General features: G+C 45.2%; 26 protein-coding genes and 1 other annotated feature. Of the genes, 1 reads left to right on the top strand and 25 read right to left on the bottom strand.

Annotated features, from left to right (window positions below; all coding sequences use genetic code 11):
* Window positions 1-3 precede the first annotated feature (3 nt).
* From ACZ42W_RS07475 to ACZ42W_RS07355, 25 genes are all read right to left on the bottom strand, one after another.
* Window positions 4-522 carry a hypothetical protein gene (locus ACZ42W_RS07475; protein ID WP_464169648.1) on the bottom strand — a complete coding sequence of 173 codons (519 nt, stop codon included), beginning with the start codon at window positions 520-522 and terminating at the stop codon, window positions 4-6.
* Window positions 523-537: 15 nt separating this feature from the next.
* The gene (locus ACZ42W_RS07470; protein WP_464169646.1) at window positions 538-903 is read right to left on the bottom strand and encodes a hypothetical protein; all 366 of its coding nucleotides are present in this window, start codon (window positions 901-903) and stop codon (window positions 538-540) included.
* 11 nt (window positions 904-914) lie between these two features.
* Window positions 915-1454 (bottom strand): PilW family protein, encoded by a 540-nt coding sequence (locus ACZ42W_RS07465; protein WP_464169644.1) that lies wholly within the window; start codon window positions 1452-1454, stop codon window positions 915-917.
* Window positions 1451-1834 carry a type IV pilus modification PilV family protein gene (locus ACZ42W_RS07460; RefSeq protein ID WP_464169642.1) on the bottom strand — a complete coding sequence of 128 codons (384 nt, stop codon included), beginning with the start codon at window positions 1832-1834 and terminating at the stop codon, window positions 1451-1453. Before ACZ42W_RS07460 ends, ACZ42W_RS07465 begins: the two co-directional genes overlap by 4 nt.
* Before the next feature lie 18 nt (window positions 1835-1852).
* Window positions 1853-2356: a pilus assembly FimT family protein gene (locus tag ACZ42W_RS07455; RefSeq protein WP_464169641.1), complete on the bottom strand. Its 504-nt coding sequence runs from the start codon at window positions 2354-2356 to the stop codon at window positions 1853-1855.
* 11 nt (window positions 2357-2367) lie between these two features.
* Window positions 2368-3576, bottom strand: a complete 1209-nt coding sequence (locus tag ACZ42W_RS07450) for a type II secretion system F family protein (protein WP_464169638.1) — start codon at window positions 3574-3576, stop codon at window positions 2368-2370.
* Window positions 3577-3683: 107 nt separating this feature from the next.
* Window positions 3684-5399 carry a GspE/PulE family protein gene (locus ACZ42W_RS07445; protein WP_464169636.1) on the bottom strand — a complete coding sequence of 572 codons (1716 nt, stop codon included), beginning with the start codon at window positions 5397-5399 and terminating at the stop codon, window positions 3684-3686.
* 108 nt (window positions 5400-5507) lie between these two features.
* Complete coding sequence (locus ACZ42W_RS07440) at window positions 5508-6023, bottom strand: prepilin-type N-terminal cleavage/methylation domain-containing protein (RefSeq protein ID WP_464169634.1); 516 nt, start codon at window positions 6021-6023, stop codon at window positions 5508-5510.
* A gap of 205 nt (window positions 6024-6228) precedes the next feature.
* Complete coding sequence (locus ACZ42W_RS07435; RefSeq protein ID WP_464169632.1) at window positions 6229-6459, bottom strand: DUF4911 domain-containing protein; 231 nt, start codon at window positions 6457-6459, stop codon at window positions 6229-6231.
* 273 nt (window positions 6460-6732) lie between these two features.
* Entirely contained in the window at window positions 6733-8034 is a 1302-nt protein-coding gene (locus tag ACZ42W_RS07430) for a peptidase U32 family protein (protein WP_464169630.1), read from the bottom strand.
* A 47-nt stretch (window positions 8035-8081) separates the two neighbouring features.
* On the bottom strand, window positions 8082-9098 hold the full coding sequence (mltG, locus tag ACZ42W_RS07425) for an endolytic transglycosylase MltG (protein ID WP_464169628.1): 1017 nt from the start codon (window positions 9096-9098) through the stop codon (window positions 8082-8084).
* A 40-nt stretch (window positions 9099-9138) separates the two neighbouring features.
* Window positions 9139-10446: a VanW family protein gene (locus tag ACZ42W_RS07420; protein WP_464169626.1), complete on the bottom strand. Its 1308-nt coding sequence runs from the start codon at window positions 10444-10446 to the stop codon at window positions 9139-9141.
* Between the two features lie 255 nt (window positions 10447-10701).
* Window positions 10702-11019, bottom strand: coding sequence for a DUF1292 domain-containing protein (locus ACZ42W_RS07415; RefSeq protein ID WP_464169624.1), 318 nt, complete (start codon window positions 11017-11019; stop codon window positions 10702-10704).
* Between the two features lie 83 nt (window positions 11020-11102).
* Window positions 11103-11534, bottom strand: coding sequence for a Holliday junction resolvase RuvX (gene ruvX / locus ACZ42W_RS07410; protein ID WP_464169623.1), 432 nt, complete (start codon window positions 11532-11534; stop codon window positions 11103-11105).
* Window positions 11535-11681: 147 nt separating this feature from the next.
* Entirely contained in the window at window positions 11682-12644 is a 963-nt protein-coding gene (locus tag ACZ42W_RS07405; RefSeq protein ID WP_464169621.1) for an aldo/keto reductase, read from the bottom strand.
* Window positions 12645-12918: 274 nt separating this feature from the next.
* On the bottom strand, window positions 12919-13170 hold the full coding sequence (locus ACZ42W_RS07400; RefSeq protein ID WP_464169619.1) for an IreB family regulatory phosphoprotein: 252 nt from the start codon (window positions 13168-13170) through the stop codon (window positions 12919-12921).
* An 85-nt stretch (window positions 13171-13255) separates the two neighbouring features.
* Window positions 13256-15886, bottom strand: coding sequence for an alanine--tRNA ligase (alaS, locus tag ACZ42W_RS07395; RefSeq protein ID WP_464169617.1), 2631 nt, complete (start codon window positions 15884-15886; stop codon window positions 13256-13258).
* 90 nt (window positions 15887-15976) lie between these two features.
* Window positions 15977-16213, bottom strand: a binding site (T-box leader).
* Between the two features lie 47 nt (window positions 16214-16260).
* Entirely contained in the window at window positions 16261-17304 is a 1044-nt protein-coding gene (locus tag ACZ42W_RS07390) for an AI-2E family transporter (protein ID WP_464169615.1), read from the bottom strand.
* A 182-nt stretch (window positions 17305-17486) separates the two neighbouring features.
* Window positions 17487-17618 (bottom strand): hypothetical protein, encoded by a 132-nt coding sequence (locus ACZ42W_RS07385; RefSeq protein ID WP_464169613.1) that lies wholly within the window; start codon window positions 17616-17618, stop codon window positions 17487-17489.
* Window positions 17619-17637: 19 nt separating this feature from the next.
* Window positions 17638-17832: a hypothetical protein gene (locus ACZ42W_RS07380; RefSeq protein WP_464169611.1), complete on the bottom strand. Its 195-nt coding sequence runs from the start codon at window positions 17830-17832 to the stop codon at window positions 17638-17640.
* Complete coding sequence (locus tag ACZ42W_RS07375) at window positions 17829-18323, bottom strand: PRC-barrel domain-containing protein (protein WP_464169609.1); 495 nt, start codon at window positions 18321-18323, stop codon at window positions 17829-17831. Before ACZ42W_RS07375 ends, ACZ42W_RS07380 begins: the two co-directional genes overlap by 4 nt.
* 95 nt (window positions 18324-18418) lie before the next feature.
* The gene (gene mnmA, locus ACZ42W_RS07370) at window positions 18419-19549 is read right to left on the bottom strand and encodes a tRNA 2-thiouridine(34) synthase MnmA (protein WP_464169607.1); all 1131 of its coding nucleotides are present in this window, start codon (window positions 19547-19549) and stop codon (window positions 18419-18421) included.
* A gap of 9 nt (window positions 19550-19558) precedes the next feature.
* Window positions 19559-19933: a Fe-S cluster assembly scaffold protein NifU gene (gene nifU / locus ACZ42W_RS07365; protein ID WP_464169606.1), complete on the bottom strand. Its 375-nt coding sequence runs from the start codon at window positions 19931-19933 to the stop codon at window positions 19559-19561.
* A gap of 17 nt (window positions 19934-19950) precedes the next feature.
* Window positions 19951-21135 carry a cysteine desulfurase NifS gene (nifS, locus tag ACZ42W_RS07360; protein ID WP_464169604.1) on the bottom strand — a complete coding sequence of 395 codons (1185 nt, stop codon included), beginning with the start codon at window positions 21133-21135 and terminating at the stop codon, window positions 19951-19953.
* 30 nt (window positions 21136-21165) lie between these two features.
* Window positions 21166-21627 carry an RrF2 family transcriptional regulator gene (locus tag ACZ42W_RS07355; protein ID WP_464170901.1) on the bottom strand — a complete coding sequence of 154 codons (462 nt, stop codon included), beginning with the start codon at window positions 21625-21627 and terminating at the stop codon, window positions 21166-21168.
* A 366-nt stretch (window positions 21628-21993) separates the two neighbouring features.
* On the opposite strand from ACZ42W_RS07355, the gene ACZ42W_RS07350 reads away from it, so the two are divergent.
* Entirely contained in the window at window positions 21994-23325 is a 1332-nt protein-coding gene (locus ACZ42W_RS07350) for a replication-associated recombination protein A (protein ID WP_464169602.1), read from the top strand.
* The last annotated feature ends 41 nt before the right edge of the window (window positions 23326-23366 follow it).

Below are 23366 nucleotides of genomic sequence, written 5' to 3'. Positions count from 1 at the left end.
TTATCATAAAACTTCTTTCTCCCAGAGGATTTGACCCACTCCGGTTTGAGGAGTGGAAACGGGGTCCCCAATCCAGAAATAATTACTTTCAACTGTTGTAGAGTCCCCATTATCGTTAATAACTCCCGTAACTTTCAATGTTACATGGACATTGGCCGGCCAAACAATAGGTACCGCTACATAACCTGTCCCAACGGATATGTCACTCACTGCCTTCGCAAAAAGAGCTACCCCAGTATCACTATATAATGTTACGGTGATATTTTCAGCACTCGCTTTTTTATCATCGGGGTTAAAGTGTCCTCCATTATTGACAATGTATATGTAGACCGAAAATTCCGTAGAAACTGGATGATTCCCGATCGTAAGGTTAAACTTTCCTGGATACGGGTGTTTATCCGCTATGGCGAAGGTTCTATTCCCATTCTCTGCCCTAGCATTGAGTGTTCCCAACATAAAAAAACATAGGATAAGTGCAAGGAATAAAAAATGCATCTTGTTTGCTTTCATGTTCCTCTTCATGTTTCACGTTCCCTTTCAAGGCGTAGGTTCGATATCCGTATATTGAGCCTGAAGCTTTCGTGTAATTCCCTTATAGATCCCTGTACTCTCAATAAGATAAATTTGCTTCACTTGATCCGTTTCAGTCCAGGTCACCGTGAACTTCCCTTCATAGGGCTCCGAAACATTTTGTGTTACCGGAGTAGCCTTCGATTGGTCCAGGACTTGAAACATCCCATACTGTAGCCCAGCTTCTGCGATATAGTAGGCTTTTAGTCCTTTTTCTTCTGTAGTCTCTACCTTGTAGCTCTCGATTACGGAGGAAAAGAAGATACCTGAAATCAATAGAAGAATTCCGATTCCTACAACTGAAACCATTAAGGCCGAGCCACGATCTCGCACCGAATCCCCCCTTAATACAAACGAGCCCACGTTAAGAGGTCGTAATAATCCCCAGCGGGGTCACCTACTCCAAGAAAGATCTTAATAAAATGTTCTCTATCAGCTGAGGCTGGCATAATGCCGAAACTGTAGATCTGATCCGCAATCAGATATATTTTTACTTTATCACAATACCAAAGCTTTCCTTGCTCCCAATCATAATAGATGCCCTGAGATACTCGACTGGGATCACTTTGCAAATCTGCTAATACTGAAGAGCTCGGATTAGCATTGATTAAAACAGTCTTTGTGGACGCCGGGTCGTTCTTATACACTCCATCGTTATTGCCTTCTGAATCCGCAGAATAGATTGTGTAAGGAGTAATACGAATCTCATCGAGCACCCTCATCATAGCCGTTCGAGCCTTTTCTTCGACCGTGTTCTTCTCAATGGCTGAATTAAAGAGATGTATTTCGCTCCGTAATAATTGTGAAAATGAAAGCATCAGGATTCCAAAAATAGTGATAGCAATCGCGAGTTCCAGAAGGGTAAATCCACTATCTTTTTTCATTTGTTATCACCCGCTCGAAGACGGTAGGTCATAAGTTCTACTGTTTCTGGGCTATTCGGAGAATCCTTGAGAGAGACAGTGACTATCACCTTTTCTAGAACGGCAGCATCATTACTAGTCACTGGAGTACGGCTGACATTCACATTAAAGTTGTCAAAAGGAGGCGTGTCGACCGTACCGAGAGTTATGCTGTCTTGACCTTCAATTAAGGCTTCCATCTGTCCAGCCGCATAGAACATCATCTGTTGTCGGAGCTGTCGCTGATTCTGATAACGATGGGAGGCCATATCACTGCTTAAGATAAAGCCCACTCCGATGAGCAGAATCACAAGGGCCATACTCACTTCGATCAGAGTCATCCCATTATCTCTTCTTGTCATATCCATGGTTCCCTCGCTTTAAGGCCAAACTATCGATAGGTAGCCCGTCTTCTCCTCTATTTTCACTCCAACCGTTCGACCAGAAGAGTTCATGAGGACAATAGTTCCACTTCGAGTATTAAAACCTCTATTATCAAAGACAAGTCCTTTTCCCAGCCATTGGTTCGTGGACGGATGACGAATATCATCGAGCCAGGCGTTTTGAATCTGACCAGAGTCGAATTTGACCCCGGTCTCGAAAGGTATAGATTCGAGGATGTTTCCATCCTCAATTACCTGAACCTCAGATTCTGTAAGAGCAACAGCTACAGCACTTCGATGATCCATTGTATATTGCTTAGCATATCCCAACTCAGAGATAATGCTTTGAGCCGCAGCTTCTAAACGATATTGACCTTTTATTGCCTCGTATTTTGGAGCCGTCACCATGACCAAAATACTAATCACAGCCATAACAATCATTAGCTCAATTAAAGTAAATCCATCACTTTTTTGTAAACGCTGTGATCGCCTCATTGGCATCTCTCACTCCATTACTTGTTGACGACATTCGCCATGTTGAAAATCGGCAGGGCGATTGAAATGATGAGTCCTCCTGCAAAAATACCAATAATCACGGTAAAAATCGGCTCGACCAAGGAAACCATTCGAGAAATTCCAATCTCAACCTGTTTATCATAATGATTCGCAACTTCCCCCATTAATTCCTCTAATCGACCGGTCTCCTCACCAACCGACATCATTTGAATGACCATGGGATCAAAAAAAGCTTCCTGTCCAAACGCTAAGGCCAAAGGCTCTCCTTGAATAATTCTCTCTCGAGCTCTGGCAACCGACTGTTTCGGAACTTCATTGCCAACGATATTTTCAATCGAATTAAGAATGGGAACAATCGGAAGCGAGGAGCGGAGAAACAAAGCAAGTGTCCTAGAAAACCGAGCAAGAATGACATTCTTCAAGTTTCTTCCAAAGAGTGGAGTCCTTAATAAAAACTGATCCAAATAATAGCGGTACTGAGCATGCTCAAAAAGCTTAGCCAATAATAAGCTAAGAAGGATGGCCCCACCCAAAACGTAAAGACCATACGAGGTAATGAACTTGGAGGTATCCAAAATGATTCGCGTAGGCAGAGGAAGCTGTTGTCCATTCTGAGTCATCAAATTTTGGACTTCTGGTAAGATAAAATTCAAAAAGAAAATGATTAATCCTATCATGACAGACGTTAACATTATTGGATAGATTGCAGCACTACTTACTTTCTTGCGAATAAAGTTTTCCCGTTCATAGTATTCCGACATACTTGTAAGCACCGAATCGAGAGTTCCACTTTCTTCCCCTACCGCCACTAGATTGATTAAGAGCTCTGGCAGAGCGCCCTGACAATCCCGCATTGACTTAGAAAGAGAATCTCCTCGGCTAACTCCGCGAATAATTTTTTCAAGTACAATCTTTAGTTGTTTGTCTTGCATTTGTGCTTGTAAAATCTCGAGCCCTCTTACGAGGTTAGCTCCTGAGCGTATCATCATCGCGAGTTGACTACAAAATGCCGCCACCGATTCATATTTAACTTTCCCCTGCAGCTTTTGATTGAGAAGGTAATCAAGACGCTTCGGTTCTTCCAGGGACAGAAGCTGCCAGCCATTCCCCCGGATAATTCGCTTTGCACCTTCATAATCTATGGCTTCGAGCTGACCTTTTACTACGGCCATTTTCTCATCAATTACTTTATATTTAAATTGCAAGTAAGGTTCACCTCGCTCATCGCTAACACTATGTCTACTAAGAAAAGGCTCAAAATAACCAAATACTCCTCAATCACTTTTCTATCTTTCAGTGAGATCACCCGAGTCTAATTGTTGACATAGGTGACGCGGAGTAATTCATCAATCGTGGTAACTCCTTCTAAAACCAGCTGGGTTGCCGCATGTTTCAAGGTCGACATACCTTGAGAGATCGCGTAGTCTCTAAGTTCATCCGCTGTAGCTCTCTTATCGATCAGATGGCGGTGCCCCGCGAGAACTGGCATGATCTCAAAGATCGCTGTTCTTCCCTTATACCCGCTCTCATGGCAAAAGCTGCACCCTTTGCCCCGTTTGAGAGTAACTTCTGTAGCTTCTCCGATCCCTAGTATGGCTTTTTCGCGAGGTTCGGCCACATACTCAGTTATACATTGCGGACAGATCTTCCGCACGAGACGTTGGGAAATAACCCCGATTAAGGAGGCCGATATTAAAAAAGGTTCTATATCCATATCGATCAAACGAGTAATTGCACTTGCCGCATCATTCGTATGGATGGTAGAGAGAACAAGATGCCCAGTTAAAGCAGAGCGAACAGCAATCTCCGCTGTTTCGTTATCCCTCATCTCCCCGACCATAATTATATCTGGGTCCTGACGCAAAATCGAGCGAAGCCCTGTAGCGAACGTCAGTCCAGCCTTGGGATTCACCTGCATTTGGTTAACCCCATTAAAGTTGAACTCAACAGGGTCTTCTAAAGTCACAATATTTCTCTCTGGGGTGTTCAGCTGATTAAGCATGGTATAAAGAGTCGTGGTTTTACCACTTCCGGTCGGACCTGTGACTAGGAGGATTCCATAGGGCTTCGCAATCAGTTCATCAAAGATCGGAATCATATGTTCCTTGAGACCTAATGCTGATTTCTCAAGAATAACACTGGATTTATCCAAGATACGCAGGACAACTTTTTCCCCATACATCGTCGGAGCAGTAGAAACACGCAAATCCACAGTTTTTCTCCCCACTAAATACGAAATCCGCCCATCCTGGGGAATGCGTCGCTCTGCGATATTCAGATCAGCCATGATCTTGACACGGCTGATTACGGGACCTGCCATAGAGACTGGAGTTTTCATAATCTCTCGTAGAACCCCATCCAAGCGAAAGCGTACCCGAAGCTCATCTTCAATCGGTTCGATGTGGATATCACTGGCATGATTACTGACCGCATTTTCGATAATGGTATTCAAAAATTTGATGATTGGAGTGGCTTCTTCCTCCGTCTCGGTGGCCTGGGTTGCAATAGCTAAAGAAGCCTGAGAGGTCGCTGCGACTGGTGCAACTGCCACCTGTCTGACATAATCTCGAGCTGCCCTTTCTGCTTCACTCTTCCCATAGAAACGTTCAATAGCTCGACGAATATCCCCTTCTTTCGCAAGACAAGGTTTAATCATCATCCCAGAGGCTAGACGCAAGTCGTCGAGGGCAAAGTAATTGGTCGGATCGCTCGTAGCTACCATCAATTGGCCATTGCCTACTTCCACTGGAAGGATATTATATTTTCGGGCCACTGCTTCAGGAATCAGCTTCAGAATCTGCTCTGACACGACGATTCGGTTCAAATCAACCATAGGAAGCCCTAACTGGCTTCGCATCGTACGAAGGATATCATCTTCTGAGACATGACCTTGGCGGATTAGGACTTCGCCAAGGCGCATCCCCAAAGCTTTCTGCATATTTAAGGCTTCTTCAAGCTGCGTCGCAGTGATGACGCCACCGGAAATCAGGATTTCACCAAGGCGCTTTCGTTCGGATTTTTGAGGCATTGATTTTCCCTCCTCTCGTCATACTTACAATACAAGAAAAGGGTGTTTTGGTAAACACCCTTTTGGATTCAATTTTACCCCTAATTATGGAGTAACTTATGGAGTAACTTATGGAGTAACAGTTACTTCTTTGAGCAACAGCCCTTTATCATCATGAGCGTAAATATTTATCTCACTTACAATACCCGAAACCTCTTTAATTGAAACAACTATTGTACCTTTCGTCGCAGTATCACTCAAAGTACCAATATCATCGCCATCAGTAGTATTTAAAATATACAGTGGAACATTAACTGGACTAACATCTGCACCTGTAACAGCGTCAGTAGCCGAAGATGTATAAGGATTAGTTAAGTGGTTTTCAGATCCAGTAAAAGCAGCATCAATAATTGCATCTACACCGTTTGTTCCTGTAGCAGGATTTTTTTGATTAACCCATGTGTCAATCTTACTTTCGACAAAACCCTGAACAACACGCATGTTAGTTTCTACTCCGGTTGCTTTCGCCTGTGTTTTAATACTTCCTACCTTCGGCACCAAAACAATCGCCAAGATCCCGATCACCGCAATAACGATCATAAGTTCGATGAGTGTAAATCCGCCGTCTTTCTTCCGTTTAAACATTTTCATTCCCCACCTTGTTTATTTTTTAATAAGAACCCAAGGTAACTTGACGTAAAGTCTTATGTACATGATTTACGACGGCCTAGAAGTTTAACATTCAGGACTATGATCCTACAATTTTAGGACTATTGCCCTATCGATTTATTCTAGGCATGTTTATTCTACAATTTTCACATATTGAAGTCAATGGGTCTTTAGAAGGGTTTTAATCTAGAAATTTTATCTCAAAGGGCATGGCCTCAAGTGCTTTTTTTAAATCAGACCACGTATACTTCGTCGTCTGAATCAAGACTTCCCCAGCGAATCTATCCGTCGTTGTCACAACACCTAAATGACCAAGACCCTCGACATATTTTACAAGCATCTGAATCTCCGAGCGCGGTACTTGCGCTCGGATCAGAACATCAGAATCAGCAAATGGAACTTCCTTATTCATTTTACTCTCCCTTTCTACTCATTGAAACCTAAAGACCCGAAAGCGTAGCTTTTCGCACAGGAGTGAACGATTTGCGGCGGAGGGGCGACGAGATGAACGAGGCTTCTGGGGGGTAGCGGCGCCACCTGGTTCACATGCAGTAAACAGAAGGGTTTGGCAGAGCTCCACCAGAAGCGAGTGAGACAGCCCTGGAGCGCTAAGAGAACGGATGTGCGAAAAGCTACACGGTACTTGCTTTTTTATTTCGGATGACGCCTCGCATGGAGCACTACCCTATTTCTTATCTTTCTTGGCGCGACGCAAGATCGCAAAGGGAGATAGAGGCTTCGGAAGTTCAAGTCTTAAGATCTGCTTGGCATGACGAGCGACCTCGACTTGCTCTCCCTTCTCGGTCCAGATTCCCTTCACTTCGAAAGTCCAAGGTTCTTCTGATGGAGAAAATACCTCAAGTGTTTCCCCTTGTTTGAAGTTATAGCGTTGCTCTACCCAATAGCCCTGACTGGATTCATCTTTGACCGTAGTCGAGATTGGGGAAGCTATCTCTTCCTTCAGGTCATTCTGGGTAAGTCCAAACGCAACGAACTCATAATCACGAATGTAGTTGGAGCTCTCTAAGTTGTGAGAGGCAGCTCCTGGTTTTCCAAAAAGGAAGCCTGCGGAATAATCACGATGACTGACTTTATCCATTTCCTCGAGCCATCCAGGAAGTTTCGCTTGAAACGCTTCTTCTCCCTGTTCCCACAGGGTATCGATGGCTTCACGATAGACTTTGACCGTACTCGATACATAGTGAAGGCTCTTCATTCGGCCTTCGATCTTATAACTATCAACCCCGAGTGGCTTGAGAAGGGGGAGATGCGGAAGCATACAGAGGTCATGCGAGTTAAAGACGTAGGTTCCCCTTTCATCCTCCTCGATCGGGAAGACTTGACCAGGCCGTTTTTCCTCGACTAAGCCATACCCCCAGCGACAAGGTTGTGTACATTCTCCTCGGTTGGCATCCCGACCGGTTAGGTAGTTGGAGAGAAGGCAACGACCAGAATAAGACATACACATCGCTCCATGGATAAACATCTCCAGTTCACCGGGTACATTCATTCGGGCACTTTCGATTTCTTCCAAGGTAAGTTCACGGGCAAGGACAATCCGCTCGACCCCTTGTTTTAGCCAGAATCGCATACTATGGGAGTTGGTGTTATTCATTTGCGTGCTTAGATGTAAGGGCAGATTAGGGGCTACTTCCCGAGCCAAGGCGATGATCCCTGGGTCAGAAACAATCGCTGCATCCGCCTTCATCCGCTCAAGGTTCTTTAAGTAGTCTTCCATCCCTTCGAAATCCTGCTCATGAGCAAAGATATTCACGGTAACATAGAGCTTACGCCCTACATTATGCGTGTAACGGATGGCTTCCTCCATGGCTTCAAGGCTAAAATTTCCAGCATACGCTCGAAGTCCGTAAGAGGCCCCTCCCATATAGACAGCATCAGCTCCAAAAGCTAATGCGAATTTAAGCTTCTCAAAATCTCCTGCCGGTGCAAGTAATTCAGGTTTTCTGAGCATGTTCTTTTCTGACATAATGGATACCTCTACTTCTCTAATTAGTTCGTTGATATTATGGTGATCTACTCCAAATATTTTCTCTGATTCTGTATCTGCTCATCAAGCGTCTTAGCAAAAACACTCGACCCATCTTTCTTAGCCACAAAATAGAGATAATCTGTTTTCGTACTATTAATAACGGCATCTAGGGAAGCATGCCCCGGGCTGGCAATCGGTCCGGGCGGTAACCCCTTGTTGATGTAAGTATTATAAGGAGATTGAACCTTAATATCCTCAAGTGAATGGATAATTTTATTCGTTCCTAGCACGTAGGCAACTGTTGCATCTGATTGTAAAGGCATTCCAATTTTTAAACGATTCAAAAATACCCCGGCGATGATAGGTCGATCTACTTCTTTCCCTGTTTCCTTTTCTACGATAGAGGATAAATTAACCCAGTCTCGTAGAGATAGGTTCATCTCCTTCAAGCGTGTCTGGACCTCAGGTGTTACTTCTTTCTCGAAGCGCTTCAGCATCATATCAATAATCGCATGTGGACTTGTTTTTTGGTCCACGAAATACGTATCTGGAAAAAGGAAGCCATCCAAGCGAGTTCCATCAGCAGGAATCCCTTGAAGGAACGCATACTCGAAGGTATCCTTTGCTATTATCTTCTGGTACTCTTCCTTGGTTCCAATCTTTTTACTTACGAGTTGATCAATGATCTGTGCCGTGTTATACCCTTCAGGAATTGTGATCCGAGTCGCTGCCACTTCTGGGCCGGCTATAAGCTTCTGAATCATCTCCCGTGGACTCATCTCAGCAGATAACAGATATTCACCTGCATAGAGTTTGGAGTCTGCTTTTTGTTGACTGGCTAAAAACCGAAAAGCCCAAGCGTTTCGGATGAGTTGCCTCCGTTCCAATTCTTGAGCTATTTGCGAGGCATTCATACCTTGAGTGACTGCCATGATTTCTGATTTTCCACTTTCCGCATAGGGCTGTGTTGCCCAATTCCACCATGCTGCCATTCCCGCTCCTACAAGCATAGTGAGAACAAATATACTACTGAGTAGTCGTATAACCCAGCGCTTTCCCATTTCCCCACACTCTCTCTCTTTGTCTGATGGCTACCGCCACTTAATCGGCTCCTACCCTCAGTATTTTCTTGGTCGGAGCATACTCATCACGACTCAAAAGTTGCTTTGTTTCCTTCCCGTCCTTGTCCTTGACAATCTTCCAGGTCTTAACAACATAACCTTTACTCCCGCGCTGATCTTGAACCACAGTCCCGGGGGGTAAAGATCCATCAACTTTTCTTACGGTGTCAAATTCAGTTTCTTTGTCAATTTGCTGTTCGAAACGAACCGTGTTTCCCGTTTTCTTGCCATAAAGTCGCACACTAAGACTTCCTGACTTCACTTCAGAACGAATATAAATCATGGATTGAGTATCATTGCGTATCTTTAAATCCAGATTTGGATAATTAACCGTTGCATCCTGTCCGAGTGGAATATAGGCAACTGCTACAGCATGCGGAAATCGCTCCACGATCGGTAAGTTTGCCAGGACTGCAGCACTATACAAGGTGGAAGATACCTGGCAGATTCCTCCCCCAATTCCTTGGACATACTCATTGTTAATTACGATATAAGCATCCTTATAACCCGTCTCTGCCGTTCGGGGACCGATTGTATCATTGAACGAAAGGATCTCTCCGGGTTTAAGAACGGTCTTGTCCATTTTAGAGGAAGCCGCTAGCAGGTTAGCCGAACGGTTTTTGTCATTCACGTTGAATTTCGTCGTAAATTCTCCGATGACTCCATCAAAAGCTAGGATTTTCAAGGACTCCGTGGTTACCGCCGCAGGAATATCGACTACCGTCACGGAAATGCTTTTCGGCAGACTCGCAAAGGAGCGTCCTTGTATTTCCCGGAGAATCGAATCAGTCTGCATAGCACGACCCGCTACGGCGGGTGTGACAACAAATTGATCTTTTTCAATCTTATAGGTAGCATCCACTGCAGCACGGGTAAACTGATTAAGTTTCTCTTGAAGTGTTCGATTAGCCTTCACCGAATCAATCTCTAACGTACTGCTGATTTTCTGACCCGGGTTTTTCCAGAGATCCTCCCACGTCTTCTTAAAATTGAGAGTGATCCCTAATTCATCTAAGGTAGAAGAAATCTCTGTTTCATTGTACACTAAGAAAAGATTTTGTTCCAGCTTGTCCTGTGCCCAGCTCTTAATCTTCTCCTCAGCTTCTTGGGGATTCAGCCCCGCTAAGTCCAGCTCATCCAGGCCTGAGCCTTGCGGGAGGCTTCGCAAGTTTTGAAGAGGGGACGTCTCTGGTGCGAGTTTCCAAACGCCGGCCTGACCTATCGTGCAGCCAGTTAAAGCGAACAGCACCGCGAGTAAAAACAACAGGAGTTTCCATTTCATTCGCATAGGGCTTTCCCCCTCTTTCTCTTTTTTGCATTACCTTCTATAAGGAAGGATAGCCACATCCTTTTACGATTAAACATGAGACATTAAGGTTTTAAAGGCCTTAATAGAATCTGCATTTTGGCAAGAAATTATGGCACAAAACAAAAAAAATAAAAGAAGTAAACAATGCTCAGAGCGAAATTAAAATAGAGTAAACGAATCCTGGACATAAAAAAGCTCGCTTGATTTCTCTAGCGAGCTTTAGGTAACTAAAACCTATTCTTCTTCGTCCATGCTTTCCCAGGCGTCAGCGACTTTTTCCCATTCTTCGTCGTCTTCGATGTCGAGGAGCATTTCATTGCCTTCAGCATCCTTGCCGAGCTTAAGAATAATCGCTTCGTCAGCTTCTTCGTCTTCTTCTTCGCCTTCGCCACTAATGGGCATCATTACGAAGTAAGTGGATCCTTCTACTTCTAAAGTATCCAGATGAAGAAATTCATGGTCATGTCCCTCATCATCCGTCAGAATGATTGTGTCAAACTCTTCTGCGTCATGCTCGTGATCACACTCAGGACCATGCTTATGTTCAGTCATTCAATTCACCTCTTATTAAAGATACTGTCATTGTACTACCCAAAGGTAATGATTGTCAAATTTACTGGACGTATTTTCCCAGATTACTCTTTATGGCTTTTTTGAGCCTTCAGCCGCAAACGATCAAGATAACCTTGTAAGATAAAAACGGCCGCCATCTTATCGATGACTTGCTTCCTCTTCGCTCGGGAGACATCCGCTTCAAGTAGGGAACGCTGTGCGCCAACCGTACTCAAGCGTTCATCCCAAAGCGTAATCTCTAATCCAAACTCTACTTTTAGGACACTCGCAAATTCCTCAGTCATTTGAGCCCTTGGACCGAGTGTTCCATTCATATTCTTAGGGTACCCCAGGACAATTTCTTCAACTTCATACTCCTGAATGATCTCTCTAAGTTCTTCGAGTTCTTTCTTAGAGCGTCGTATCGTCTTGATTCCCTGGGCTGTCAATAAAAGTGCATCACTTACTGCAACCCCAATCGTTCGTTCCCCAAAATCCAGTCCCATAATTCGCATATCGAGTTTCACCCCCTATCGGTTTTCCTATCGTCCCTTAGCACTTTCAAACACTATAAAAATTTATTTAAGATTTTATTTTAACACTTGTTTAACACGTTTAACACTCGCTCAACATTTTCAAAAGTATACATAGCATTATTACACTCAAACAATTTTTAAGCAGAAATGCGGACATACCCTGCCACAGTAGCCACAAAGAACACAGCGGTCTGGATCAACCTTCGCCTGGAGCACTCCGCCTTCTTCTGGCTCCTCCATAAATAATGCCCCTTGTGGGCAGGTTTCACTACATCGCCCACAACCTTGGCACCAATCCGCAATATAGAGCTTTTTTTCCCTATACGTTACAGCATGGACCAAGTCTTCTGGAATTTCCTCACCAGCAAGGAACTTCAGGTTAAAATCGACTTCCTCCGGACTAGACATGCCTAAAGCCATCGCCTGAATTTCCGAAGTACTTTGGATAAAGTTCAAGGCCTCGCGCGGCTTCTCGGCGAGATGCCCGCCACCAAAAACCTTCATCGCATAAATCCCGATTCCGAGTTCTGCTGCAAATCGAATGGCTTCAAGCATCTCCTGAAGGTTTCCATCGATAATCCCCAAGCCTTCGCGATTGACGATGGGATGAATCACGTCGAGGCCGGGTTGGAGTGCACCGGCTCTTACTCCAGCTACAGCATGGGTGGAAATCCCGATAGAGCGGACTCTTCCATCCGCCTTGGCTCTTAGCAACTCTTCCCAAGCCCCCTGATGCCCTTTAAGGGTAAGCGCACTCTCTTGCTCATGGAGCATAAAAAAATCTATAACCTCCCGGTTGAGTCCTTTTCTTGCCCGCTCTATACTTTCGGCCATTTCCTTAGCGGTCACAGAATAGCACTTGCTTACAACCCGTACCTCCGGATGACTCTTAATAGCTTGAGCAATCTGTGCATAGTTATCATAAATCTCAGCCGTATCAATCCAGTTCACACCCAGGTCGAGAGCATAACGTAGAACCTTCACACCTTCATCGAAGGTTACTCTTCCCTGTAAAGGGGAGATCGCTAAGCTCCCAAAACAGACTTCAGATACACACGGGCCATTCCACCCGAGCTGAACCTGTCTCATGACTTGACCCCCCTCAGAATTATTTCTCTTCAAACCCATACAGAAACCCTCACGCTAATGTGAGGGTTTCCAATAGATGCTCTAGTCTGAAAAAACAATGAAAAATGACCTAAAAGCCCCAAAAGCGTAGCTTCTCGCACAAGACGAAAGCCCGATTGTCGTGAAGGCAATCGCACTTGTTTCGTAGGTTTTCGGCCTAGCTGAACGATTTGCGAGAAGCTACACTACCCCAGCAGTTTTAATCCCTAGATGGTGCTGAGATCAGCATGAATGTCTACTCTTTTTGAAGATAGGAGCGAACGAGTTCTTCTAGTAGCTCATAACGTTCCAACTTACGAATTAGGGATCGCGCTTGATTATGGCTTGTGATATAGACAGGATCACCGGACATGAGATACCCGACAAGTTGATTGATGGGATCATATCCTTTTTCCTGTAAAGCCGCATACACTTGTTGCAAAATATCTTGGGGCGAAGCCTCTCCCCCCTGAGATTTAAACATCATAGTGTGCTCTAAACGGTCCATTCGCGTTCCCCCTTTTACAGTCCCTGCTACAATTCTCTAAGAACATTTTCTTATGGAAATATTCTCGCTTGAATTAGGTTTTCCTTTATTTTTGTAAAAATGTTTTAAGAATGGCTGGAACGTGGTCAAGTGCTTCACCCAGTTTTGCAGGGTCTTTTCCCCCGGCCTGAGCCATATCTGGACGACCACCGCCTCCACCACCTGTGATCTTGGCTACTTCTTTAATAATCTGCCCCGCATGGAGCCCACTTAAACCTGTAGGTGCCACAACCGTTACCCAATTTACTTTTCCTTCAGCGGCAGCCCCTAGGACGAGAACTCCGGTCTTTAACTTATCCTTTAAGAGATCCGCCATATTGCGTAGGGAATCCATATCCTGTACATGGACTTGGGCAGCGAGTACGGGCACTCCTTCAACTTCTTTTACCTGTTGCAGAAGGGTCTCTACCTCAGATTTAGCAAATTTTGCACTCAATTGTTGAACTTCTCTCTCCAGATCCTTCACCTGTGCGAGCATACCTTGGACGCGTTTGGAAAGGTCCGCCGGTTGTGCTTTTAAGAGCTGTGCTAAATCAAGCAGCTGATCATTCAAGGAACGGGTATAGGCTAGAGCCTCCGTCCCAGCGACAGCTTCGATCCGTCTTAAGCCTGCACCAATTCCTCCCTCAGAGAGGATCTTTACAAGACCAATATCCCCCGTCGCGTGGATATGGGTTCCACCACAAAGTTCTTTGGAGTAATCCCCCATAGAAACGACTCGGACGGAATCTCCATATTTTTCACCGAAGAGTGCCGTAGCACCACTCGCTTTGGCAGTTTCCAGGCTCATTTCTACGGAGGAAACGGGCATATTCGCAAGAACAGCCTCATTCAGGCGGTCTTCGACCTTCTGAAGTTCCTCTGTACTCATCGCAGAGAAGTGAGTGAAGTCAAAGCGTAGACGCTCTGGAGTGACAAGTGATCCCGCTTGCTGTACATGTTCCCCTAGGACAGAACGAAGGGCTGCTTGGAGAAGATGGGTCGCACTATGATGACGGGCGGTAGCTTGACGAGCATTTCCATCGACGATTGCCTCTACTGCATCGCCGGCATTCAACACCCCTTGGGTAACTAAAACCCGATGATAGATGGTTCCAGTGACACCCTTTTTCACTTCGAGAAGCTTCGCTTCGGCACGTGTCGTCCGAATTATCCCGCTATCAGCAACTTGACCTCCGCTCTCAGCATAGAAAGGAGTTTCAGTGAGGAAACAAAGGACTTCATCCCCTTCTCCAGCATCTGAGGCTACTTCTCCATCGCGGAAGAGTGCTTCAATTCGGGTATTGGCATGGAGAGCTTCATAGCCGAGGAAAGGCGTCGCTCCTAAAGCCTTAGCCTTTTCAGAAATAGCCGTGCTTTCTTGAACCGCTTTCATCTGCTGAGATTGCTCCTTCGCTAGACGACGATGTTCTTCCGAAGCGGCCGTGAAACCCTCCATATCCACCGTCATCTCCTGTTCTAGGAGCATTTCTTCCGTCAATTCTACCGGGAAGCCATAGGTTTCATAGAGATAGAAGGCATCTGTCCCACCGAGAATCGTTTCTCCCGCCTCTTTCAGAGATTTCACTTTTTCTTGAAGGATTTGTGTGCCTTGCTCCAAAGTCGCTTGGAAATTCTTCTCCTCTAGACGCAGATGATTGAGGATGAAGTTTTCATTTTCCTTAAGCTCAGGATAGTGGTGCGCGTAATCGCGTTGGATAATAAGGAAAATCTGCTCGAGGAAAGGCTTGTCGATTCCAAGTAAGCGGGCATAACGAATAGCACGGCGTAAAATCCGGCGTAGTACGTAGCCACGTCCCTCACTTCCTGGGCGGATTCCATCGGATAGCATGAAGGAAACAGCTCGAGTATGATCAGCGACGACTTTCATAGCAATATCATTCTTCGGATTTTCATGATACGTTACCCCAGAAAGTTCTGCTACTTTATTAATGATCGGTAGGAATAAGTCCGTATCAAAGTTAGAAGCTACGCCTTGCATCACGGAAGCGATCCGCTCAAGTCCCATCCCAGTATCAATATTCTGCTTAGGTAATGGGGTAAGCATTCCCGATTCATCCCGATTGTATTGCATGAAGACGAGATTCCAGATTTCTAAGAATCGGTCACAATCGCAGCCGAGTGCACACTCGGGCTTGCCACAGCCCCGGCTCTCGCCTAAGTCGACATAGATTTCTGAGCAATAGCCGCACGGTCCGACAGGGCCAGCCGCCCATAAGTTTTCAGGATCGTTGAGAATCCGCTCCGGAGCCACTCCATTTTTTTCGATCCAAAGTTGCCTTGCTTCCTCGTCTTCTGGATGGACGGTGATCCAAAGCTGCTCGGTTGGGATTTTTAAAACTTCAGTGACAAACTCCCAAGCCCAGGGAATGACTTCTGCCTTGAAGTAATCTCCGAAGGAGAAGTTTCCTAACATCTCAAAGAAGGTATGGTGGCGTGCCGTTTTTCCGACGACCTCTAAGTCAGGGGTACGTACGCACTTCTGAGAAGTGGTCGCTCTTGGGAAAGGGGGTTCTACTTTGCGCATGAAATACGGTTTAAAGGGTACCATCCCGGCGACCGTTAAAAGTAAGGTGGGATCATCCTTTGGAATGAGTGAGGCACTCGGTAAAATTTTGTGCCCTTTGGACTCGAAGAATTGAAGAAACATTTCTCTAAGCTGATTTCCCGTATACACGTTATTTCCTCCCTATGTAGAAAACTTACTTCAATGGAGCTTCTACTCTATTAAAGTTTTTGCGTAAAAATAGATAAAACCCGCCCCTGAATCAGGGACGGGATCTTCACCGTGGTACCACCCTGCTTACCGATTAACAACGCATCCATCATAACGATCAATCGGTCGCTTTGCGACAGTATACTGTCATCGCACTTAACGCGTGCCTCGTCAAGTTTTCATACTTGCCCTCAGGAATAGCCTTCATACAAAGAAACTTGGTTCCTTTCACCTCACGGAACCTCTCTAAAAAGTTCTCTCTATTACTCGTTCCTTCATTAGTTTGTAAAATTCTCAAATTTACTCATAAGTATATCGGAAAGCCTGAGAACTTGTCAACTTTCTCTTTTAACTTCAGGTGAAACAAGCCAAAAGTAGATGTGGCGAATAATCACTCGAAGGACAGCTGCAAACGGGACAGAAAGAAGCATCCCCCAGAAACCGAAAAGCTCTCCCCCCGCAAGCAAAGCGAAGACAATCCATAAAGGATGAAGCCCTACGCTGTCTCCCATGAGTTTAGGAGAAATGACATTCCCCTCAATCTGCTGAACAACAAGGATGACCGCAGCGACTTTTACTGCCATAATCGGAGACTGAATGAGCCCTAAGAGTATCGAGGGGATTGCCCCGATTAAGGGCCCAAAGTAAGGAATCAAATCAAATACTCCACAAAGAACCCCAATGAGAAGGGCATAATCCATCCCTACAAGTTTTACTCCTACCCCACAGAGAATCCCGACAATAACCGCAACAATCAAATTTCCTCGAATGAAACAGCGGACGATATGACTGATATCCTGGATCAACCTCTGCCAATCCACACGCCAACGTTGAGGAACAATTCTTAAAAAGCCGGTTTGAATCCGTTTCCAGTCAGCGAGGAGGTAAATAGCAATAACCGGAGAAAGGATCAGAAGGGTCGTGGAGGCTAGAAGCTCAGGAAGTTTCTCTAGGAAATCTTGAAGCTTTTCTGCTAAGAACGCTTCCCCTTTACCGAGATGACCATCGAACACGGAAACGACCTGATTAGGAAGTCCAGTTGAGCGGAAATTGGAGCGAAAATCTTGGATATACTGCTCCATGGTATGCACAGTCCCTGGGAGAACGGCGGAGAGCTTAGAGAGTTCCATATAGAGCTTTGGTAAGATAAAAAATAACGTAAGCCCGAGGGTGAGTATTATCCCTAAAAAGACCACTGTGATCGATACCTTTCGCCCTAATCCTCGATGGACCAAGCCCTCAACGACCGGACTTAGTAAATAAGCGAGGACAAACGCGACGATAAAAGGACTAAGAATGCTTCGAACAGATAACAGTAGAATGAGGCCAAAAAAGATAACACTCCCTAAAAAGAACCAGCGCCATCTTTCTTTTTTCATGCTCTCCTCCTTTCCATCCCTTAAGATGTGTTACCCCAAACTCAGCTAATCTATACCCATGCTTACTCAGATCTTCTTTCTTTATATAAACAATAGAAGTTTATTCTGGAGAACTCAGACATGCCAAAAGCGCGCCCAGTTGGCGCGCTTCATTTGATTCTAGACGTTCGATATCAGAGAGACTAGCGTTTAATCATTTTCAAACCCTTACGCATCATAGACATGGTTTTGTTCCGAGGGCGCGCCATATAACTGACTGTTGCACCAAGGATACTTCCTGCTACGATACCCCCAATGATTTGTCCTGACTTCATGGTATCCCTCCTTATGCTTTTACTCCAATGCAGCTTGAGTAAGCTCTGCGTCGATCGCTGGGTCATCCCAGGCAACCAAAGTACCATCCTCTGCCAAATCATAGATAACAACTTTGTCTGTTTGGCTTGTGAACTCTACACAGCAATCCCAACAGTAAAACTGACCTACACCAACCTTGCCGATGGCACGTCCACTACAGACCGGACAATTCATGATAGTGAACCCCCTTCTTTTCCTTGGTCCCAGGGGGATACCTGGTCTTCAACGATTAAGACGTCTTTCCCATCTACCATTACATTTTCCTGCAGAATCGTGCCCCGTCCTTCCATCAGATCAGAAAACAGACCATCTGAAACCTCGAACCCGATGACGTTCTCAGCAGAATCGTCAAGGAAGACATCTTCAATCGTGCCCTTTGCTTCCCCACCTTGGGTAAATACTTGATTCCCAACTTTTTCCGACCATTTGATACCTGAGATCTCCTGAACCACATGGTCGCTAACAGTTAAGGCATCTTTACCTACAGCAGCAACAAAATCACGCGGAATGCCTTTTGAAGAACGAAAAATGTGAGCATTTTCCAAGAGAATTCCGCTGATTTTCCTGCTGTCTTTATTGAAGACCACATCTTGTACCCATCCAATCTGGTCTCCGCTTCTTAAATTCAGTACAGGTAAACCAACGATTTCTCGTGTGCGTCGCATTTTTCCCCTCCTTTAGTTTCTATTATGGTTCCTTGCTACTATGCCCAAAGTGGGTTGCGTTCATGCATTCAAAGCATAGAAAAATGAAGTTTATACTACCCTCTCGGGTCAGTGATGATTTTCCCTCCACCGACGACGAGATCACCTTGATAGAAAACGACGGCTTGTCCAGGTGTAACTGCTCGTTGTGGGGTTTCAAATTCGACTCGCACTACAGGACCGATCGCTCCTTTAATGCTCTCCGAATTTTCTAGGGGAATGACCTTTGCAGGTGCAGCGGGAGCTTTATAGCGAATCTTTGCTTCAACCTCTATAGGTTCATGAAGTTCCGGAATTGCAATCCAGTTCAAGTCAGTCGCCAAAAGGGACTGACTATAGACTTCGGGAGCCTCTCCTAAGACGACTTCATTGCGATCAACATTAAAACCAATGACAAACATGGGTTTGCCAAAGGTTATACCCAATCCTTTTCGCTGACCCACCGTGTAATTCACTAAGCCTTGGTGCTTTCCAAGAATCTTGCCCTGCTGATCTACAAAATTCCCGGGTTTAATCCGTCCTTGTCCTGCTTCACGCTGTCGAACAAAGGATACATAATCATCATCGGGAATAAAGCAGATTTCCTGACTATCGGGCTTTCTGGCGACCCGAATGAGTCCTCGTTCTGCTGCCATCTCTCGTATACGATCTTTCTTATACTCAGCCAGTGGAAACAAGGTGTGTTCGAGCTGTTCCTGGGTGAGGGTATAAAGCATATAGGTTTGATCCTTCCAAGCGTCAGCCGGTCGAGTCATCAGAAAACGACCGCTACCTGGATCTCTAGTGACTTGAGCATAATGACCTGTTGCAATATATTCTGCCCCTAAGGAGCGTGCTTTACGTAAAAATTCTCCCCATCGTACAATGCGGTTGCACATAAGACAGGGATTCGGAGTTTCTCCACTGAGGTAGGATTCGGTAAAATAATGGATGACATTTTCCTCAAAGATGGAACGAAAGTTTAATACATAATGGGGTATTCCCAGTTGGAAGGCGACCCTTCGCGCATCGTCAATCGCCGAGATTGAACAGCAGCCCCCCTCCCCTTCTGGACCTGCAGACGGCCATATCTGAAGAGTTACACCAATTACATCATAACCTTCTTCTTTGAGTAAAGCGGCGGCCATGGAACTATCCACACCGCCGCTCATTCCGACCACTACCTTTGGTCTTTTGGTAAGCGTCATTGATTTATCCTATTCCTTTTTGTGTTTTTCGTGATAATCCTTAATGGCTTCATGTAAGGCATCTGCTGCTAGATTCGAACAGTGCATCTTTACTGCTGGAAGTCCATCAAGGGCTTCAGCCACTGCAGCATTCGTAATCGTCAAGGCTTCTTCAATGGTCTTTCCTTTGACCATTTCAGTAACCATGCTACTGGTAGCAACTGCTGCTCCACAGCCAAACGTTTTGAATTTGACGTCTTTAATAACATCTCCTTCAACATCTAAATAAATACGCATGATGTCACCGCATTTTGCGTTCCCGACTTCACCTACACCATCCGCATTCTCGATTTCACCAACATTACGAGGGTTCATAAAGTGATCCATTACTTTTTCAGAATACATCTCTCATCACTCCTTAATTATTGAGCTTTAGCATGTTTTACACGATCATATAGAGGGGACATCATCCGTAGCCGATCCACAATCTTAGGCAATTGCTCTAGGACATAATCGACATCTTCTTCCGTGTTCTGACGTCCAAAGGATAGACGTAGCGATCCATGTGCAATCTCATGGGGCATTCCCATCGCGAGCAACACATGAGAGGGATCCAAGGAGCCTGAAGTACATGCCGAACCACTTGAAGCAGCAATTCCAAGCATATCGAGACTCAAGAGAAGTGCTTCCCCTTCGATAAATTCAATGCTCACATTCAGATTACCCGGGAGGCGATTCTCACCAATCGGACCATTCACTTTAACATAATCGATCCGCTCTAAGATTCCCTTTAATAATTTATCCCGAAGCTGACTTTCACGTTGTGCTTCCTGTTTCATCCGCTCACCAGCGATTTCACAGGCTTTACCGAAACCGATGATTCCTGGCGTATTCTCTGTCCCAGAGCGGCGTTTTTTCTCTTGACCACCACCGTGTACTAAGGGGACAATTCTCACCCCTTTGCGGATATAGAGAGCACCTACTCCTTTGGGTCCATAAATCTTATGGCTGGATACTGTCATGAGATCTACATTCATAGCCTGAACATCGATGGGCAGCTTTCCAAAGGATTGAACTGCATCCACATGGAAGGTGATCCCTTTCTCACGGGCAAGCTTACCAATCTCTGCTATAGGCTGAATCGTACCGACTTCATTATTGGCATGCATGATTGTAATCAAAATGGTATCTGGACGAATCGCTTTTTCGACATCCTGAACGGAAAGGAGACCTTCCTCATTCACAGGAATAATCGTAAGTTCGAAGCCATTTTTCTCTAAGTACTCACAGGTTTCGAGTACGGCATGATGCTCAACGGCAGAGGTGATAATATGTTTTCCTTTTTTGCGTAGTGCTTCAGCGGTCCCTAATATTGCAAGGTTATCCGCCTCCGTTCCCCCACTCGTAAAGGTAATTTCATTGGGCTGAGCTCCGAGCAATTTTGCAACTTGTTCCCTAGCATTTTCTAGAGCTTCTTTAGCTTCACGTCCAAAGCTATGGACACTCGATGGGTTACCGTATTTTTCTGTGTAATAGGTCATCATGAGTTTTGCAACTTCTGGGTCAACCGGAGTTGTTGCACTATGGTCAAGGTAAACTCTCCGCATTATCTGTCCCTCCTGAAAACTTAATGTGATTTAGTCATCCAACTGAATTAAATGGTGCAGATCCCGTTCAGACTCCATCTTTTCTGCATCTGTAACCATGTCTGCCAAGGTAATGGAATCCAGAACATCTGCGATAGAATCTCGGACCTTCTCCCAAATTGTCCGAGTAACACAATGGTTCGCTTTATTGCAGCATTCAGGATCTTCCTCTGAGACACAGTCCACAGGAGCAATCGGGCCTTCAAGAACTCGAATGATATCTCCAATTCGGATTTTATCCGTCTCTCGTCCTAAGATGTATCCCCCTTGCGCTCCTCGTACACTTTTGACAAGACCGGCTTTGCGCAATCCGGAAATTAATTGTTCCAGATAGTGTTCAGATAGTCCCTGTCGATCTGCTATACTTTTTAGGGAGACTGGTCCATCGCCTGAATGCATGGCCAAGTCAATCATGGCTTGGAGACCATACCTGCCTTTTGTAGAAAGCTTCAGACCCCCCACCTCTTTCTAGAAGCGATTCTGTCGTTCATTTTACGACCATAATTCATCAAAATCTTTTCTTCAAAGATATCTTACAAAAACACTCGGGATTTGTCAAGATAAACCCGAGTAATTTACTCAGATTTTTTTATCCTATTATTTTATCCTACTAAGAAGAACTATTCCTGCTCGCTTTCTAATTCATTTGCTTTTGATTCATTTCTTTTTGATTCAACTTGCAAATCTCAGTATACTAGAATGTGAGATCATTTTTTTATACGCATAAATAAGTTGCTTTTCAATTTCCACTCCCATACTCACCCTTATGTATGAGAAGAAAGCATAACAGAATTATAGCAATAGAAAGGAATCGCTCCTATGGATTTATTCTCAGCTTCATTTAATCCAAATCAAGTGGCCCCCCTCGCTGAACGGATGCGCCCGAGAACCCTCGAGGAATACATCGGTCAGGATGACCTCATCGGGCCAGGTAAACTTCTTCGTCGTGCCATCGAGGCGGATCGAGTCAGCTCCTTAATTCTTTACGGGCCACCGGGTACCGGAAAAACCTCCCTCGCACAAGTCATTGCCAATGCTACCTCTTCGAGGTTTGTGCGGATCAATGCAGTCGCTTCCGGGGTCAAAGAAATTCGGGAGATTATTCAAACGGCTACAGAACAACTCCACCTTTATGGAAGTAAGACCCTCGTCTTTTGTGATGAGGTTCATCGTTTTAATAAAGGTCAACAAGATGCCCTGCTTCCAGCCGTCGAAAATGGAACCATTACTTTCATTGGGGCAACGACTGAAAATCCTTTTTTCGAATTAAATTCTGCTCTTCTTAGCCGATCTACCCTCTTTCGCTTATATACCCTTACTCAGGGAGATATACGAAAAGGATTAGAGCAAGCCTTAGGGGATAAAGAACGCGGCTTAGGAAATTATTCTGTTCAGATCACTCCCGAGGCCTGGGAGCATTGGCTCAATTATGCTAATGGGGATCTCAGAAGAGCGTTGAACGCCCTAGAACTTGCTGTACTCACCACTCCTCCTAACAATGGTATCCGCGAGATTACCCTAGAGGTCGCCGAAGAGTCGATCCAGCAACGGGCGATGCGCTTTGATAAAGATGGAGACAACCACTATGATATTATCTCTGCCTTTATCAAAAGCATGCGCGGTTCTGATCCGGATGCTGCGCTGTATTGGCTGGCTGTCCTCCTGGAATCTGGAGAAGATCCCCGCTTCATCATGCGACGGATTATCATTCAGGCTTCTGAAGATGTGGGACTTGCTGATCCCATGGTCATGCTTCAAGCCCAAGCTGCAGCAAATGCACTTGAATGGCTCGGCCTACCTGAAGCCAGAATTCCGATGGCACAGGCAGTCTTAGCGATTACTACTGCTCCGAAGAGCAATAGTGCCTATGATGCGATTGATCGCGCACTTGATTACGTACGCACACACCCCACGGGGGAAGTTCCTCAGCACTTACGGGATGCCCATTATCCAGGCGCAAAAAAATTAGGGCATGGCAAAGGATATCGTTATCCCCACGCCTACCCGGGTCACTGGGTCGAGCAAGATTATCTACCTGAGACGGTGCGAGGTGAACAATTCTTCACCCCTTCTGAAATGGGACGTGATCAACTGAATCGAGGTCGTAACGTGGCGCCATCTAAGGATGAAAATGACACTATTAAAGAGTGAAAAGGCTTGGGTATTAGTAATAGATACTGAAAAAAGCGGTG

The sequence above is a fragment of the Desulfitobacterium elongatum genome (genome assembly GCF_055378975.1).
The sequence above is the reverse complement of the archived record's forward strand: the minus strand, read 5'-3'. Positions and strand labels throughout refer to the sequence as shown.

Coding starts and splice junctions, on each gene's coding strand:
- ACZ42W_RS07475 (WP_464169648.1), bottom strand. CDS start 522: ATGAAGAGGAACATGAAAGCAAACAAGATGCATTTTTTATTCCTTGCA.
- ACZ42W_RS07465 (WP_464169644.1), bottom strand. CDS start 1,454: ATGAAAAAAGATAGTGGATTTACCCTTCTGGAACTCGCGATTGCTATC.
- ACZ42W_RS07460 (WP_464169642.1), bottom strand. CDS start 1,834: ATGACAAGAAGAGATAATGGGATGACTCTGATCGAAGTGAGTATGGCC.
- ACZ42W_RS07455 (WP_464169641.1), bottom strand. CDS start 2,356: ATGCCAATGAGGCGATCACAGCGTTTACAAAAAAGTGATGGATTTACT.
- ACZ42W_RS07445 (WP_464169636.1), bottom strand. CDS start 5,399: ATGCCTCAAAAATCCGAACGAAAGCGCCTTGGTGAAATCCTGATTTCC.
- ACZ42W_RS07440 (WP_464169634.1), bottom strand. CDS start 6,023: ATGTTTAAACGGAAGAAAGACGGCGGATTTACACTCATCGAACTTATG.
- ACZ42W_RS07435 (WP_464169632.1), bottom strand. CDS start 6,459: ATGAATAAGGAAGTTCCATTTGCTGATTCTGATGTTCTGATCCGAGCG.
- ACZ42W_RS07430 (WP_464169630.1), bottom strand. CDS start 8,034: ATGTCAGAAAAGAACATGCTCAGAAAACCTGAATTACTTGCACCGGCA.
- mltG (WP_464169628.1), bottom strand. CDS start 9,098: ATGGGAAAGCGCTGGGTTATACGACTACTCAGTAGTATATTTGTTCTC.
- ACZ42W_RS07420 (WP_464169626.1), bottom strand. CDS start 10,446: ATGCGAATGAAATGGAAACTCCTGTTGTTTTTACTCGCGGTGCTGTTC.
- ACZ42W_RS07415 (WP_464169624.1), bottom strand. CDS start 11,019: ATGACTGAACATAAGCATGGTCCTGAGTGTGATCACGAGCATGACGCA.
- ruvX (WP_464169623.1), bottom strand. CDS start 11,534: ATGCGAATTATGGGACTGGATTTTGGGGAACGAACGATTGGGGTTGCA.
- ACZ42W_RS07405 (WP_464169621.1), bottom strand. CDS start 12,644: ATGAGACAGGTTCAGCTCGGGTGGAATGGCCCGTGTGTATCTGAAGTC.
- ACZ42W_RS07400 (WP_464169619.1), bottom strand. CDS start 13,170: ATGGACCGTTTAGAGCACACTATGATGTTTAAATCTCAGGGGGGAGAG.
- ACZ42W_RS07390 (WP_464169615.1), bottom strand. CDS start 17,304: ATGAAAAAAGAAAGATGGCGCTGGTTCTTTTTAGGGAGTGTTATCTTT.
- ACZ42W_RS07385 (WP_464169613.1), bottom strand. CDS start 17,618: ATGAAGTCAGGACAAATCATTGGGGGTATCGTAGCAGGAAGTATCCTT.
- ACZ42W_RS07380 (WP_464169611.1), bottom strand. CDS start 17,832: ATGAATTGTCCGGTCTGTAGTGGACGTGCCATCGGCAAGGTTGGTGTA.
- ACZ42W_RS07375 (WP_464169609.1), bottom strand. CDS start 18,323: ATGCGACGCACACGAGAAATCGTTGGTTTACCTGTACTGAATTTAAGA.
- mnmA (WP_464169607.1), bottom strand. CDS start 19,549: ATGACGCTTACCAAAAGACCAAAGGTAGTGGTCGGAATGAGCGGCGGT.
- nifU (WP_464169606.1), bottom strand. CDS start 19,933: ATGTATTCTGAAAAAGTAATGGATCACTTTATGAACCCTCGTAATGTT.
- nifS (WP_464169604.1), bottom strand. CDS start 21,135: ATGCGGAGAGTTTACCTTGACCATAGTGCAACAACTCCGGTTGACCCA.
- ACZ42W_RS07350 (WP_464169602.1), top strand. CDS start 21,994: ATGGATTTATTCTCAGCTTCATTTAATCCAAATCAAGTGGCCCCCCTC.